Annotated in this window: 13 protein-coding genes; 2 read left to right on the top strand and 11 right to left on the bottom strand. The window is 60.8% G+C overall.

Going from position 1 to position 15,803, the window contains the following annotated elements:
- Positions 1 to 67 precede the first annotated feature (67 nt).
- From ABHU32_RS02900 to ABHU32_RS02890, 3 genes are all read right to left on the bottom strand, one after another.
- Positions 68 to 268, bottom strand: a complete 201-nt coding sequence (locus ABHU32_RS02900) for a hypothetical protein (protein ID WP_117746527.1) — start codon at positions 266 to 268, stop codon at positions 68 to 70.
- 125 nt (positions 269 to 393) lie between these two features.
- Positions 394 to 3,021 (bottom strand): ATP-dependent chaperone ClpB, encoded by a 2,628-nt coding sequence (gene clpB / locus ABHU32_RS02895; RefSeq protein WP_117746526.1) that lies wholly within the window; start codon positions 3,019 to 3,021, stop codon positions 394 to 396.
- A 447-nt stretch (positions 3,022 to 3,468) separates the two neighbouring features.
- Positions 3,469 to 4,140, bottom strand: coding sequence for a hypothetical protein (locus tag ABHU32_RS02890; protein WP_346978853.1), 672 nt, complete (start codon positions 4,138 to 4,140; stop codon positions 3,469 to 3,471).
- A 234-nt stretch (positions 4,141 to 4,374) separates the two neighbouring features.
- Between ABHU32_RS02890 and ABHU32_RS02885 the strand changes: the two genes are divergently transcribed.
- Positions 4,375 to 5,043, top strand: a complete 669-nt coding sequence (locus ABHU32_RS02885; RefSeq protein WP_195544654.1) for a hypothetical protein — start codon at positions 4,375 to 4,377, stop codon at positions 5,041 to 5,043.
- A 375-nt stretch (positions 5,044 to 5,418) separates the two neighbouring features.
- On the opposite strand, the gene ABHU32_RS02880 is transcribed toward ABHU32_RS02885, so the two are convergent.
- The 6 genes from ABHU32_RS02880 to dnaK all read right to left on the bottom strand — a co-directional run bounded on the left by ABHU32_RS02880 (position 5,419) and on the right by dnaK (position 13,351).
- Positions 5,419 to 6,108 (bottom strand): hypothetical protein, encoded by a 690-nt coding sequence (locus ABHU32_RS02880; protein WP_195502996.1) that lies wholly within the window; start codon positions 6,106 to 6,108, stop codon positions 5,419 to 5,421.
- Positions 6,109 to 6,357: 249 nt separating this feature from the next.
- Positions 6,358 to 8,658: a hydratase gene (locus ABHU32_RS02875; RefSeq protein ID WP_346978851.1), complete on the bottom strand. Its 2,301-nt coding sequence runs from the start codon at positions 8,656 to 8,658 to the stop codon at positions 6,358 to 6,360.
- 393 nt (positions 8,659 to 9,051) lie between these two features.
- Complete coding sequence (locus tag ABHU32_RS02870; protein WP_006235210.1) at positions 9,052 to 9,468, bottom strand: heat shock protein transcriptional repressor HspR; 417 nt, start codon at positions 9,466 to 9,468, stop codon at positions 9,052 to 9,054.
- A 72-nt stretch (positions 9,469 to 9,540) separates the two neighbouring features.
- The gene (locus tag ABHU32_RS02865; protein ID WP_055285310.1) at positions 9,541 to 10,506 is read right to left on the bottom strand and encodes a DnaJ C-terminal domain-containing protein; all 966 of its coding nucleotides are present in this window, start codon (positions 10,504 to 10,506) and stop codon (positions 9,541 to 9,543) included.
- Between the two features lie 107 nt (positions 10,507 to 10,613).
- Positions 10,614 to 11,456, bottom strand: a complete 843-nt coding sequence (locus ABHU32_RS02860; RefSeq protein WP_271737415.1) for a nucleotide exchange factor GrpE — start codon at positions 11,454 to 11,456, stop codon at positions 10,614 to 10,616.
- Between the two features lie 2 nt (positions 11,457 to 11,458).
- The gene (gene dnaK / locus ABHU32_RS02855; RefSeq protein ID WP_055310046.1) at positions 11,459 to 13,351 is read right to left on the bottom strand and encodes a molecular chaperone DnaK; all 1,893 of its coding nucleotides are present in this window, start codon (positions 13,349 to 13,351) and stop codon (positions 11,459 to 11,461) included.
- A gap of 592 nt (positions 13,352 to 13,943) precedes the next feature.
- On the opposite strand from dnaK, the gene ABHU32_RS02850 reads away from it, so the two are divergent.
- Positions 13,944 to 14,195, top strand: a complete 252-nt coding sequence (locus ABHU32_RS02850) for a ferredoxin family protein (protein WP_158564522.1) — start codon at positions 13,944 to 13,946, stop codon at positions 14,193 to 14,195.
- A gap of 200 nt (positions 14,196 to 14,395) precedes the next feature.
- Here the strand turns inward: ABHU32_RS02850 and ABHU32_RS02845 are convergent, their stop codons facing one another.
- A complete protein-coding gene (locus ABHU32_RS02845) occupies positions 14,396 to 14,941 on the bottom strand; it encodes a transcription repressor NadR (protein WP_006235217.1) in 546 nt (181 codons plus the stop codon).
- Complete coding sequence (gene nadC, locus ABHU32_RS02840) at positions 14,941 to 15,801, bottom strand: carboxylating nicotinate-nucleotide diphosphorylase (protein WP_161115198.1); 861 nt, start codon at positions 15,799 to 15,801, stop codon at positions 14,941 to 14,943. Before nadC ends, ABHU32_RS02845 begins: the two co-directional genes overlap by 1 nt.
- Positions 15,802 to 15,803: the final 2 nt, after the last annotated feature.

Raw genomic sequence — 15,803 nt, 5'->3', positions numbered from 1 at the left:
TGCTGGTCAAACTGCAAAAACAGTCCCTATTTCACCGCAACTTAATTGGTGGCCTTTTGGGTGGCACTTAGCGCCACGGATCGGCTTCGAACATCGGCTCGCGCTCGGGGCGTCGGTCGCTGTAGGGGTCGTAACCGTCATCGTCCTCGTTCTCGGCACGGATATAGGGGTCGCGCGGCTTGGGTGCCGGTTTCGGCGCGGGCTTTGGTGCGGCGGACGCTATCTCAGCCGCCGGTGCGTTCGTCTTGTTCTCGTCTTTCATCTGCATAGCTCCTTGCATCGCATCCGCTCAACATCATCGATTGTCGCACGAAAAAGGGCGGCGGACCCGATTGGATCCACCGCCCTTGGCGTTTAGAGACGACTGGCAGATTTTAAGGCATTGCCCAAAATCTACTCGGCGTCGGGAACCTCGTAGGTGGCCGCCGGCGTGTTATCGCACACGACGGTAAAGCCGCCGTCCTTGTCGACATCGACCGTCACCTGATCGCCCTCGCGCACCGTGCCGTCGATGATGGCCGCTGCGATGGCATCGACAACCTCACGCTGCACCAGACGCTTGAGCGGACGGGCACCAAAGACCGGGTCCAAGCCGCCCACGGCGAGCAGCTGCTTGGCCGCCGGGGTGATGGCAAGCGTCATGCGTTCCTTGGCCAGACGCGCGCGGACGTCGGCGAGCTGAATGTCGACGATCTTCTCGATCTGCGCCATGCCAAGCGGATGGAACACCACGATATCATCGATACGGTTGAGGAACTCGGGGCGGAAGGTCTGAGCCATGGCCGCGTCGACCTGATGGCGCATCTCCTCCTCGTCCTTGCCGGAAAGCTCAGCGATAGCCTTGGAGCCCACGTTAGACGTCATGATGATGATCGTGTTCTTGAAGGATACCTGGCGACCCTGACCGTCGGTCAGACGGCCGTCGTCAAGCACCTGCAGCAGCACGTTGAAGACATCCGGGTGAGCCTTCTCCATCTCGTCGAGCAAGATCACGGAATACGGACGACGGCGCACGGCCTCGGTGAGCTGGCCGCCCTCGTCGTATCCCACGTATCCCGGGGGCGCACCGATCAGACGCTGGACGCTGAACTTCTCCATGTACTCGGACATGTCGATACGCACGAGTGCGCGCTCGTCATCGAACAGGCACTCGGCTAGAGCCTTGGCGAGCTCGGTCTTACCCACGCCGGTGGGGCCCAGGAAGAAGAAGCTGCCAATGGGCTTGTCCGGATCGGAGAGGCCCGCACGGCTGCGGCGCACAGCTGCGGCGACGGCGGAGACGGCCTCGTCCTGGCCGATGACGCGCTTATGCAGCTCACCCTCCAAGCCCTTCAACTTGTCGAGCTCGCCCTGCATCATCTTGGACACGGGCACGCCGGTCCAGGCACTCACGACCTCGGCGATCTCATCGGAGGTCACCTGTTCGTTGAGGCCCTCGCCGTCCTGCTGCTTTTGTGCCTCGAGCGCAGCCTCGGAATCCTGAATCTGTTGCTGCAGACCCGGGATCACGGAATAGCGCAGCTCGGACGCACGGCCCAGGTCGCCGTTACGCGTCGCGCGCTCCTCTTCGCTCTTGGCCTCGTCAAGCTGGCTCTTAAGCTCCTGCACGTGGTCAATGGCGTTCTTCTGGTTGAGCCAGCCGGCCTTTTGCACGTTGAGTTTTTCCTGGACCTCGGCAATCTCCTGGCGCAGGGCCTCCAGACGCTCCTTGGAGGCGTCATCGGTCTCTTTCATGAGCGCCTGTTCCTCGATCTGCAGCTGAGTGAGCTGACGCGTGGTGGCGTCGATCTCGACCGGCATGCTGTCGAGTTCCATGCGCAGGCGGCTTGCCGCCTCATCGACCAAATCGATGGCCTTGTCGGGCAGGAAGCGGTCGGCGATGTAGCGATCGGAGAGGTCGGCAGCTGCCACGAGCGCGCTATCGGTGATATGCACACCGTGGAAGATCTCGTATTTCTCCTTGAGGCCACGCAGGATCGAGATGGTGTCCTCGACGGTAGGCTCGCTCACCATCACGGTCTGGAAACGACGCGCGAGCGCCGCATCCTTTTCGATGTACTTGCGGTATTCGTCGAGCGTGGTCGCGCCGATCGCGTGCAAGTCGCCACGGGCAAGCGCCGGCTTGAGAATGTTGCCGGCGTCCATGGAGCCCTCGGTGGCACCCGCGCCCACGATGGTGTGGAGCTCATCGATGAACAGGATGACCTTGCCCTCGGACTTTTGCACTTCCTTGAGCACGGCCTTCAAGCGGTCCTCGAACTCGCCGCGGTATTTGGCGCCGGCGACCAGCGCGCTCATGTCGAGCTCGATAAGGTCGCGGTCGCGCAGGGTGCTCGGCACGTCGCCGGCCACGATACGCTGGGCGATGCCCTCGACGATGGCCGTCTTGCCGACGCCCGGCTCACCGATGAGCACGGGGTTGTTCTTGGTGCGACGGGACAGGACCTGGATGGTGCGGCGAATCTCATCGGTACGGCCGATGACCGGGTCGAGCTTGCCGGCGCGGGCCAGATCGCAGATGTTGCGACCGTACTGCTCCAGTGCCTCAAACTGAGTCTTGTCCTCGGCAGACGTCACGCGGTCATCGCCACGCAGCTCCTCGTAGACTTGCTCGATGCGCTCCTTGGTGACGCCGGCGTCGCGCAGTACGCGGCCCGCCTCGCCCTTGTCCTCGGCAAGCGCCATCAGCAGATGCTCGGTCACCACAAAGCTGTCGCCCATCTTGGTGGCCTTCTTCTCGGCCTTCTCGATGACGCGGACGAGCTCGTTGGACAGGCCCATCTGCTGGCCCTCGCCCGAAACCTTGGGCGCGTGGTCGATGGCATCCTGTGTGGAGCGTGCGAGCTGAGCCGGGTCGGCACCGATGCGCTCGATGATCACGGAGATATTGCGCTCGCCGGCACCGAGCAGGGCAGACAGCAGATGAATCGGCTCCACCGCGCCGGCCTGCGCGTCGGCAGCCGTGCTCATGGCGGTCTGCAGCGCCTCGCGCGACGTCATTGCTAGCTTATCGATTCTCATGGAATCACCTCTCTTGGGGTGGCCGCCCTACGGGGCGGCTTCACGTTGTTCGAGATGTATTGTTGCCAGCTTTGCGCGATCTTATACATAAATCTAAGTCTCTATATATAAGATTTTATGAGTGATTAAGAGATAGGGGACAGGCACGCTCACCCGCTACGGCCTCGTCCCCTCACTATCTCAATCTGTAACATCTATCGACCGTTTCCGGCTCCAGATGTTACAGATCGAGACGAATTATTCAGCGGCGCCCGTTTGTCTCAATCTGTAACATCTAATCGGCAAATTAGGGTCTAACTGTTACAGATCGAGACGAACAGAAAACACCCGGATCAAAAATCTAAATCTGTAACACCAGGCCCACTTTTAGCGGCCAAGATGTTACAGATCGAGACAGACCGAAAACCACCACAAAGAGGACAGGCACCTTTGTGGTGGTCGCGGTCTCTACTCCTTCGCCGAACCCGTACTTCCCGATTCGACGGTCCAGGGCATCTCATCCTCGAACAGCCATGTACGGGCAGACCCACTATCGCGTGCAGTCTGCGGGTCAGGCAAGCAGGTCTGTTTATAGGCATCTTGGATACACTGACCCATAAAATCGTTGAGCTCGGTCTGGTCGCCCTCCATGACATAGGCGACATCGCCGTCCATGATGTAGATGCCCGGACCCTCATTGCCCTCGTAGCCCGGATCGTACGAGACATCACATAACTTTGCGCCGTTTGCAGTGTCCAGCTCGATGGAAGAGTGGCATCCGCCAACCATGTCGTTCGCTTTTGCCCGATAGGACGCATATCCGTACCAACGCTTAAAGGTTTTGCCTTTGAGCAGCTCGGTTGCTTTGCTGATTAGGCTCGCGTCCATGGTGTAGCGCATGGCCCCAAGCTGAATGCGCGGATAATTGCTAATGCCCAGCGCTGCCGGTTTCTCATCAAAATCAACAGTAATGGTCTCGGGTTTTTCGTCGCCGGTCAGAAGTTCGACTGATTGAGTCACAGGCTTAACCACCGGCTCCGTCACCGCAGCAGGCAGAAATGCCATACCGACAACGCCCACACCAACCACGGCGATCGCAAGCGCCAGAGCAATCAATCCAATACGGGCAGAGCGACTCACAGCAAAACACCTCGCAATGCAGATCTGCGTCATTTGCCCTAATGATACCGTCAGCTAACACTATCACCAAAAGAAGCCGCTCGCTCCCCACCACCACAAAGGAGACAGGCACCTTTGTGGTGGGTTTCGACGCTAACGGTCGACCATCTCACGCCATGAGATTAAACTTAATTTGTTATCTGAATTTATCTATTTCTATCTATCCTCAACAGCTTTTTGTTTCGGGGAGATCATATGAAGCCGTCTCATTCCACCGGTCGCAACGTCATCGCCATTCTCGCCGTACCCATCGTGATGCTCTTCCTTATCGTCATCACGCCCTTTTCTCTCGGTATCGCCTCGCCCTTCGATTTGTGCGGGATGGTCGACGCCGGCTCGCGTGCCACCTCGCTCTCCTTTATCTGCCGCGGCGTGTTTTACGAAGATAGAATTCCCACCGGATTTTGGCAGTCAAAGTTGCCACTGCTCGGTCAGATCGACGGATGCTCCCCCCATTTCTGCCTTGAACCTCAGGCGCTAAACTATCTGATCGACGACCAGCCACTCGACTCCATCACCCTCGCCTACGACTACGCACCAAACACCGATGAGCGCCACATGAACCAAGTCCTCGACAAGATGCTTGGACAGTGCGGGCTCACCGAGGAGGACGGTCGAACCATCTATAGCAACCAGAAATTAAAGCGAACAGAACTCCGCCGTGTCGGAAAAATCGAAGGGCGAAGTGGGGCCGCCTACTGGCAGGCCTGGGCAACACGCGACAAGAGCGAATTCGGACACAGCACCTATATGGTCACCGTCTACACCAAAGACGGAATTAAGGACAATGTTGACGATTTCGCGTCGTCCAAACTCGGCATCCCCAAAACAACCAAACCCGCCACCCCAGATGAAATCCTGTAGAGACATTCATTAAAATGCTGCCCAGCGATCACAATAACATCGAGCCCGCCCCCCACCACCACAAAGGGGACAGGCACCTTTGTGGTGATTTTCGACTCCGGCGCTCATCTGTCTCGATCTGTAACATCTAGCGGCCGTTTTTGACCCCAGATGTTACAGATTGAGATGAAATGCTCAGCGGCGCCCGTTTATCTAAATCTGTAACAACTACTCGGCAAATAAGGGTCCACCTGTTACAGATCGAGATAAACAGAAGACACCCGAATCGATAATCTAAATCTGCAACACCAAGCCCACTTTTAACGGCCCAGATGTTACAGATCGAGACAGACTGAAAACCACCGCAAAGGGGCACCTTTGTGGTGGTCGCGTTCTCTACTCTTTTGCCGAGCCCGTGCTTCCCGATTCGGCGGTCCAGGGCATCTCATCCTCGAATAGCCATGTACGAGCAGATCCACCATCGCGTGCAGTCTGCGGGTCGGGCAGGCAGGTCTGGTCGTACGCGTCCATCACGCAACGATCCAAAAAATCGATCACCTGCTGCTGGTCGCCTTCAAGAATGTAGGTCACGCCGCCATCTTGGATATAGACGCCGTCCCCACCTCCGGCTTTTGCGTATTCCGGATTGTAGTTAACGGTGCGCATCAGTTTGCCATCAGATGAATACAACTTCAGCGTTGTATAGTAGCCACCGTTCACAGAACCACGTCGGCGCTCATAGGCATCCCAACCGTCCCAGCGTTTGAACGAACGCCCGTTTAGCAAGTCCAGCGCCTGTCGGGACAACTTCTCGTCCTTGGTATAGCGAGACGAGCCAAGTTCAATCATGGGGTAGTTGCTTATGCTTAGAATGCCCGGCGTTTCCTCGATATCGAGCGTTATCTCATCGGGCTTTGTAACGTCCGAAATCATTTGCCCGGGCATCGATGCAACAAGGGACGCCATCTCAACCGTCTGCTCAACCCCACTCGGCCCATAGAAGATAAGCGAGCCAAATAGGACCACGCCCGCAGCAGCGACGACGCAAGCCACCAACAGCAACAAAACAGAAGTGCAACGCTTCATCTTCAACTCCACAAACGAGAGTGTTTTGAGCTCACTTTAAAGCGCCAACTTCATACTGTCAATTCTAGATAGCATATGAACAAAGGCGCACTCCCCCATAGAGGAGAGTTGCAACCTCGATTTTAGCGCCCTCAAGACCCAACGAGCAGCACTTAACAAGTAGCCCCGGTTATACCTTTCTCTGACGCGACCCTCGCGAAGCGCGTGAGCGGCAGGGAAAGGTATAACCGGGGCGGACAAGTATGTGCGTTACTCGGCAGCGGCCTTGAACTTGTTGTAGTTGATCAGGCAGCCGGCCTTGACGATGGCACGCTCCTCTGCCGTCATATCGGCAATGTAGAGCCCAATCTGCTCGACCGCACCATCGGCACGTACCACGTAGGCGGCAATGTCCTTCAGGTCGCCATCGAGCGCGGCGCGGATACCCGGCACAAAGACGTAGTCGCCCACCTCAAAGCTGGGCTCGGCCTCCATCTGGAAGGGCACCATGCCCCAGTTCATCACGTTGGAGCGATAGCGCTTGGTAGCGTACTCGTGGACGATGTTGGCCAGACCGCCGATCACGCGCTGGCAGCTCGCGGCCTGCTCGCGGGCGGAACCGTCACCGGGCTTCTTGGCATAGAGCATAGAGCCGTACTCGGTCGCCTTGGCATCGGCCGCGACACCCGCGCCGGCCAGCGCCTCAAACACGCCGGCAAGCTCGGCATCGAGCGCGGCCAAGTCGCCCGCGGCCTCGCCGGCCACGCGGCGCTTTTCCACCGCGTCGACCTCCTTGGAACGACCCACGTAGGCCGGGTCACGGCGACTGAGCGTAAACTCGGCCAGACCCAGCGGGTTGGAGCGGAAGGAGCTCGTCTCGCCCGAGGGGATGAGCTCGTCGGTCGTGGTAACCGGGTCCATGATCTTGGAGCACACCTTGAGCAGGATGTCGTCGCCGAGGGGCTCCATCGCGGGCCACGGCTTGATGTTGGGGCCTTCGACCAGCTCGTCGGCAGGCTCCGCCTTGCCAAAGCCCCAGTACACGCGCTTTTTGTACGGCGCGTCGTCAAAGGTGTACTCGCAGGCCTCGTCCCAAGTCTCCTCGGGCAGGTCGGTCGCCGGCGTCAGGACGCCGCCGTTGGCAGCCGTCGCCGCAATGGAGCGAGCGTCCATCAGGGCCACGGCGCTCAGCTGGCCATTACCCGGCTTAGAGCCCTCGCGGTTGGGGAAGTTGCGCGTAGTGTGGCGGATCGAAAGGCCGTTGTTGGCAGGCGTGTCGCCGGCGCCAAAGCACGGACCGCAGAACGCCGTGCGCACGATCGCGCCGGCCTCCATAAGGTCGTAGATATAGCCGCGGCGTGTAAGCTCGAGCGCCACGGGCTGGCTTGTGGGATAGACCGACAGCGAGAACTCGCCGCAGCCGGTGTTGGCGCCCTTAAGCACGCGGGCAGCCTGGACCACGGAGTCGTAGTTGCCGCCCGAGCAGCCGGCGATAACGCCCTGCTGCACGTGCAGCTTGCCGTCGACGATCTTGTCGAGCAGGCTAAAGTGCGTCTTACCCTCGCCGATCTTGGCGGCCTCGAGCTCGACCTCATGCAGGATGTCCTCGAGGTTCTCGTTGAGCTCGTCGATCTCAAAGCCGTTAGAAGGATGGAACGGCAGCGCGATCATGGGCTTGATGCTCGACAGATCGACTTCGACGCAGCCGTCGTAGTAGGCAACATCGGCGGGCTTGAGCTCGCGGTAGTCCTCGCCGCGGCCGTGCATGGTCAAAAACGCGTGCGTGTCCTCGTCGGTGGCCCAGATGCTCGACAGGCAGGTGGTCTCGGTGGTCATGACGTCAACGCCGTTGCGGTAATCGGTCGTCATGCTCGCGATGCCCGGGCCCACAAACTCCATGACCCTGTTCTTAACGTAGCCCTTGGCAAAGACGGCGCGGATGATGGCGAGCGCCACGTCGTGCGGGCCGACGCCGGGGCGCGGGGCGCCCGTGAGGTAGATGGCAACGACACCGGGATAGGCGACGTCGTAGGTGTCGCGCAGCAGCTGTTTGGCCAACTCGCCGCCGCCCTCACCCACGGCCATGGTGCCCAGGGCGCCATAGCGGGTGTGCGAGTCGGAACCCAGAATCATCTTGCCGCAACCGGCGAAGTTCTCACGCATAAAGGAGTGGATGACGGCGATATGCGGCGGGACGAAAATGCCGCCGTACTTCTTGGCAGCCGAGAGGCCAAAGACGTGGTCGTCCTCGTTGATGGTGCCGCCCACGGCGCACAGCGAGTTATGGCAGTTGGTGAGCACGTAGGGCAGCGGGAACTGCTCCATGCCCGAGGCGCGCGCCGTCTGGATGATGCCAACAAAGGTGATGTCGTGGCTCGCCATGGCATCGAAGCGAATCTTGAGCGCCTCGGGGTCGCCGGACGTGTTGTGTGCCTGAAGGATCGAATACGCGATGGTGCCACGCTTGGCATCCTCGGGCGTCTGCGTAATACCGCGCTCGGCAGCCTCGGCCGCAGGCACAACCTCGCTGCCGTTACGCAAGTAGATGCCGCCCTCGTACAGCTTGACCATACTGTCTCCCACTCTGCCCGAAAGGCTCGGGCGCATAGCATACATTCGTTCAATATCGTGCCATAGAACGGTTGCGAGTGGGTTACGAATCTGCACGTTCACTTTATCTCGGTAAAGCAAAGGACGAACCCGGTGCAGGACCGGCAGATTTGGTGCAAGAGTGTCCCTTTCGACTAGTCATTTAAGAACGTCCCCAATGACTACCCTACCGTATCCGGAGAAAGCAACGCCGCAGGTAGAGGACGGACAGCGAGCGGGCCGCATTTGAGACAAGGTGACGTGAAACGAAAGGGCGCTGACCTTCTGGTCGCGCCCTTGAAGTTGAACGTCAGATTGTCCAAATGCGACCCGCGCAGCGTCGAGCCGTTACGCCGTTCGGCAGAACGGCGTAACCTAGAGATCTCCGCCGGCGCCCAGCAGCTTGCGCATGACTTGTTCGGGGTTAACCGAGCCGTCGCGCGGGGCCAGGGCGGTGATCTTCTTCTGCATCTTGTACTCGTGCAGCTCGTCCTCGAGCTGGCGCACGCGAGCACGGAGCTTTTCGTTCTCGCGCTCGCGCTCCTCGGCACGCTCCTTCATATCGAGGATGCGCACCACGCCGGCAAGGTTGATGCCCTCGTCGGTCAGCTGGTTGATGAGCTCCAGGCGCTCGATATCGGCACGCGAATACAGGCGCGTGTTGCCGCCCGAGCGCTGGGGGTTCACCAGGCCCTTGGATTCGTAGACGCGCAGAGTCTGCGGATGCATGCCGGTCAGCTCGGCCGCCACGCTGATCATGTACAGCGGTTTGTTCCTATTGTCCTCGGCCATGCTACCTGACCCCTTTCCGTCTCGTTATCGTCCATCATAAGCCCGCGGGCGCGGGCGTGTGCCGCGACCGCCCTAGTACGTCGCCTTGTAACGGTTGACCTTCTCGCGGTAGTCGCGCGTATCGGCCTCGCGCAGCTTGGTCATCGCGTCGCGCTCGTCATCAGACAGGTTCGTGGGAACCTGCACCTTGATCTCGACGAGCAGCGCACCCGTGCGGCCACGGTGTTTAACGTCGGGCGCGCCCATCTCTTTAAAACGGAACTTCTTGCCCGTCTGGGTACCCGCGGGCACCTTCAAACGGACCGTCGCCCCGCCGGGCGTCGGCACGTCCACCGTGCAGCCGAGCGCCGCCTCATAGACCGAGACCGGCACCTCCATGGTCACGTCGGCACCTTTACGCTTAAACAGCGGGTGCTCCTCCACGTGCGTGGTCACGACCAGGTCGCCGCGCTCGCCGCCGGCAACGCCATACTCGCCGCGACGCTTGTAGCGCAGCTTGCCGCCGTCGACCGCGCCTGCAGGCACCGAGACCGTAATGGTCTGCTGCTCGCCCGTCGAGGGAATGCGATAGGTGACCTTGTGCGTCACGCCGCGAAACGCGTCCTCGGCCGTCACATCAACGGTCAGCGACAGGTCGCCGCCCTTGCGAGCGCGGCTGCGACCCGCGCCGGCACCGGCAGCGCCCGCAGCCCCGGCAAAGCCCGAGCCCCAATCGCTGCCCCAGGCGCCGTTGCCGCTAAAGATGCTGTCGAAGATGTCGCCCCAGCCGCTGGCACCCGCGCCGGCACCGTAGCCTCCGCCATACGCGCCGCCCGCGCCCGGCATGCCGCCAAACATGAGCATCTGGTCGTACTCTTTGCGCTTCTTCTCGTCCGAAAGCGTCTCGTAGGCCTCGCTGATCTCCTTGAACTTGGCCTCGTCGCCGCCGGCATCGGGGTGATATTTTTGCGCGAGCTTGCGAAACGCACTCTTGATCTCTTTGTCGGAGGCGCTCTTGGATACGCCCAGGATGTCATAGAAGGTTTTGCCTGCAGCCATCGTAGCTCCTCTCCTGTTTCATCCGCCGCCCAGCGGGCGGCGGCTCATGCTTTCATATGGCACTAGGCCAGAAAGGGCCCCGGGTGTTGCCCCGGGGCCCTTCTCAATTACTCCTCGGTGCTCTCGGCCGTATCGGCCGTAGCATCCTCGGGCGCCGCTTCGGGCTCCGGTGCGGGGCGCTTCTCGCCACCGTAGGTCACCGTCACCATCGCGGAACGCAGGATGCGATCCGCCATGCGGTAGCCCTTCTGGTACACATCGTTGACGGTCTCGTCGTACTGCGATGCGTCCTCGACGCGACCCACAGCCTGATGCTCGAGCGGATCGAACGCCTCGCCCTTGGGATCGATCGGCTCAACGCCCTCGTGCGCAAACACGTCCAGCAGCTTGGCATGTACCGCGTCAACGCCATCGACGAACTGCTTAAAGTCGTCGGAAAGCTCTTGGCTGCGGGCATGGTCGATCGCGCGCTCGATATCGTCGATCACCGGCAACAGCGCGGTGACAAGCTTCTCGGTCGCGCGCTCGCGCTCGGCGATACGCTCGTTGGCGGTGCGGCGACGGAAGTTCTCCCAGTCGGCCTGCAGACGGGCGGTGCGCTCGGTGGCGTCCTTTGCCTTGTCCTCGGCGGCCTTCTGAGCCTCTGCCGCAGCATCGAGCTCATTGCGCACGTCGGCAAGCTCTTTCTGAGCCTGCTCGAACTTGAGCTTAAAGTCGTTGTCGGCGGCTTCCTCACCGGCGCGGATAGCAGCTTCCACCATCTCGTCCTCGGTCATCGTCGCCTCCTTGTTGGAATCCTCTACCTGGTTCTCGGCAGCCTCGGCGGCCTCGGCCTCGTTGGCCTCGGTATCGTCGACGGCCTCTACGGGAATCTTCACGTCCTTCTCCTCAGAGTCAACGGGGGCGGCGCCAGCGGCAGCCGCCTCCGTGCGAGCTTTACGAGCGGACATGATTACTTGTCCTCGTCGTCCACAACCTCGTAGTCGGCGTCGACGACGTCATCGTCGGCAGGCTGGGCGCCGGCGGCACCGTCGGTCTGCTGCTGAGCGTCGGCGTAGACAACCTGAGCCAGCTCGTAGGCCACAGACTGCAGGGACTCGCCGGCGGCCTTGATGGCCTCGACGTCAGAGCCCTCGAGCGCCTTCTTGGCGTCGGCGATAGCGGCCTCGGCCTTGGACTTCACGTCGGCGGAAACCTTGTCGCCCAGCTCGTTGAGGGTCTGCTCGGTGGAGTAGCACAGGCTGTCGGTCTGGTTGCGGACCTCGACCTCTTCCTTCTGCTTCTTGTCCTCCTCGGCATGAGCCTCGGCGTCCTTGACCATACGATCGACTTCGTCGTCGGACAGAGCGGTGGAGCCGGAAATGGTGATCTGCTGCTCCTTGCCGGTGCCCTTGTCCTTAGCGGAGACCTTGACGATGCCGTTGGCGTCAATGTCGAAGGTGACCTCGATCTGCGGCACGCCGCGGCGGGCAGCCGGGATACCGGTCAGCTGGAACTTACCGAGCGACTTGTTGTCGCGGGCAAGCTCGCGCTCGCCCTGGAGCACGTTGATCTCGACGCTGGTCTGGTTGTCGGCAGCGGTGGAGTAGACCTCGGTCTTGGAGGTCGGGATCGTGGTGTTGCGGTCGATCATCTTGGTCATGATGCCGCCCATGGTCTCGACGCCCAGCGACAGCGGGGTAACGTCGAGCAGCAGGATGCCCTCGACGTCGCCGGTAAGCACGCCGCCCTGGACGGCAGCGCCGTCGGCAACGACCTCGTCGGGGTTCACGGACATGTTGGGCTGCTTACCGGTCATGGTCTTGACGAGCTCCTGGACGGCGGGCATACGGGTGGAGCCGCCGACGAGGATGACCTCGGTCAGATCGGAGAGCTTAAGCTTGGCGTCGCGCAGGGCGTTGGTGACAGGCTGCTTGCAGCGCTCGAGCAGGTCGCGGGTGATCTTCTCGAACTCGGCGCGGGTCAGCGTGTAGTTGAGGTGCAGCGGGCCGGACTGGTTCATGGTAATGAACGGCAGGTTGATGGTGGTCTGCTGGGCGGCGGAGAGCTCCTTCTTGGCGTTCTCGGCGGCCTCCTTCAGACGCTGCAGGGCCATGGGGTCCTGACGCAGGTCGACACCGTTCTCCTGCTGGAACTTATCGGCCATCCAATCGATGACGCGCTGATCCCAGTCGTCGCCGCCCAGGTGGTTGTCGCCCGAGGTGGACAGAACCTCAAACACGCCGTCGGCGAGGTCGAGGATGGAGACGTCGAAGGTGCCGCCGCCCAGGTCGAAGACCAGGATGCGCTGGTCGGTGCCCTGCTTGTCCAGGCCATAGGCAAGAGCAGCAGCGGTCGGCTCGTTGACGATACGCTTGACGTTGAGGCCAGCGATTTTGCCGGCGTCCTTGGTGGCCTGACGCTGGGCGTCGTTGAAGTAGGCCGGGACGGTGATGACGGCGTCGGTGACGGTCTCGCCCAGATACTTCTCGGCGTCGGCCTTCATCTTCGCGAGCGTCATGGCGCTCACCTGCTCGGCGGTGTAATCCTTGCCCTCGATGTCGACGACGGCACGGCCACCCTGGCCCTCCTTGACCTCATACGGCACGGTCTTGATCTCGGAGGTGCACTCGGAGTACTTGCGGCCCATGAAGCGCTTGATGGAGAACACGGTGTTCTTGGGGTTGGTGACAGCCTGGTTCTTAGCGGCCTTACCCACGACGCGGTCGCCGTCGGCACGGAAGCCCACGACGGACGGGGTGGTGCGGTCGCCCTCGGCGTTCACGATAATGGTCGGAGAACCGCCCTCGAGGACGGCCATAGCGGAGTTAGTAGTACCAAGGTCGATACCAAGAATCTTACTCATTAGAAATTCCCTCTCTCTTTTGCGTTCGCGCCGCCTCGACGATCTGTCGCGCGGCGCTTCGGCTTGTCTTTCAGGATGTAGTGTATCCCCTTATGGGCCGGAATATACAAAATCTAAGTCAATTCATATAAGATTTCTTATTGCTGAGAGTTTAGGTTCTTAAATGCGCAGGTAGACGCACTGTTTGAGTTCTCGGCAAATCTATCGAGATCTATGTAGAGATGGCTGAGGTTTGCGTCCGGGGGTGCCTGGGGGCCGTCTTGCGGAAAGCTCATCCCGGTTTGAGCGTGGATTCCGGGTCGCAGTTTCCGTCTGAAGGCTCAACCGGAAACCGTATCCCGTTTTGGGAGCTGATACCGGCTCGCATTTTCCGCTAGCGGGCCTAACCGGAAACTGCAACCCGTTTTTCGACAAAATAATGGGATGCGGTTTCCGCAAGCACGCTCAATCGCCCTATATTTCAAGTCACCTTTAGCTAACATTTACGCAGCTCAACGGCCCCACCTGCGTGTTTTTTAGTAAACCTTGGCATACTCGGCGAACGGTATGAAGATGCCGGTCAGAGGGTATTGCAAACGGTCGCTCCCGTGGTATGTTTTTGCCCGAATCAAACCGGCGCGCATCGCCTGTAGCGTCGGTCAACAGAGAGGAAACTACCATGGCTCATCCCGTAATTGATGCCGACGAGTGCATCGCTTGTGGCGTTTGCGTCGACTCCTGCCCCGCTGGCGTCCTGGAGCTCCAGGACGTCGCTACCGTCGCTGACGAGGACTCCTGCGTCGCCTGTGGCGCTTGCCAGGACGCTTGCCCCGCTGGCGCGATCACCGAGATCGTCGAGGAGTAACAACTCCCCCACTTGCACACTCAAAAGTACACCGTGCACAAAAAGGAGGCTTCCGCATCGCCGCGGAGGCCTCCTTTTGCATATGTGGGCAGCTAATTTGGAGCGGGACCCTTGGCAGTTGCGGTGGAATAGTTCCTGTTTTATGGCTTAGATGCCGATTTTAGGAACTATTTCACCGCAACTTATAGATGCAGCGTCGGCTAGGACAAATCGTCTTCGTAGGGCATCAGGTCTGCTAGGTAGCCCTTCTCCTTGAGCATGGCCTCGATCTCGTCGAGGGTCTGTTCGTCCTCCGCCGCAATGCGATGGAAGTGGTAGCCGCTGGTCACCGTCAGCAGCGGAAAGCTCTTGCCGCTCTCGATATCGCGCAGATAGCGCTCGACATCGCGACGATTGCGGATGTCCAGGTCGGCCGTAATCTTACCGTACACGCGGTGATTGACAATCACGTTGAGCACGGCGCCGCCGGCGTCGACGATACTCGTGAGCTCATCGCCTGCCTGCTCCACGCTGTGGCGAACCTTGACCAAGCGCGTAGGCACGGCGGGGCTGCTGGGGGCCTCCTGCAGCACGTAGCCGCGGTTGGTCGCCACGATATCGTGCCCATCGGCGCGCAGCAGGGCGATGTCCTGCACCACGATCTGGCGGCTCACACCCACCTCGCGGGCAAGCGCGCTGCCCGATACGGGCCCCTTGGCCCCCTCGAGCACGGCCATGATGGCACGGCGACGCTCGCGGGCGTTCATTATTTACCGTCCAGCAGACGCAGGTGCTTAAGCGAGAGGTCGAGGATCGGCGCGGAGTGCGTCAGGGCGCCCGAGCTAATAAAGTCAACGCCCAGGTCGGCAAGCGCGCGGATATTGCTGGCATCCACGTTGCCCGAGCACTCGGTCTTGGCGCGGCCGGCGATAAGTTCAATAGCGGCGGCCATGTCGTCATGGGTCATGTTGTCGAACATGATGATGTCGGCGCCGGCCTCCATGGCCTCGCGCACCATGTCCAGGTTCTCGCACTCGATCTCGACCGTCGTGGTAAACGATGCATGGGCGCGCGCCATCTCAATCGCACGCGTCACGCCACCGGCGGCATCGATGTGGTTGTCCTTGAGCATGACGGCCGTCGACAGGTTGTAGCGGTGGTTGCTGCCGCCGCCAATCTCAACCGCCGCCTTCTCAAACACGCGCATGCCCGGCGTGGTCTTGCGCGTGTCGACGAGCACGGTCTTGGTTCCCTCGAGCGCCGCGGCCATGCTGTGTGTATAGGTAGCGATGCCGCTCATGCGCTGCAGGTAGTTGAGCGCCACGCGCTCGCCCGAAAGCAACACGCGCGCGTCGCCGCGCACCTGGCCCACGTGATCGCCGGCATGCACCTCGTCGCCATCCGAGACATCAAACAGCACCGAGCTCTGCGAATCCAGCAGCTCAAAGGTGCGGGCAAACACATCCAAGCCGGCGATGATGCCGTCGGCCTTGGCGATAAGCTCCACCGTGGCGGGACGCGCCGTGGGGCACACGCTCGCCGTGCTCACGTCCTCAAACGTGATGTCCTCGCGCAGGGCCTGCAGAATCAGATCATCGACGACGAGCTTCATGGTAATGGGATTCATGG

The sequence above is a fragment of the Collinsella aerofaciens genome (assembly GCF_039758965.1).
GTDB lineage: Bacteria > Actinomycetota > Coriobacteriia > Coriobacteriales > Coriobacteriaceae > Collinsella > Collinsella aerofaciens_BR.
Note: the sequence above shows the minus strand (reverse complement) of the source record. Positions and strands in the feature narration are given on the sequence as shown.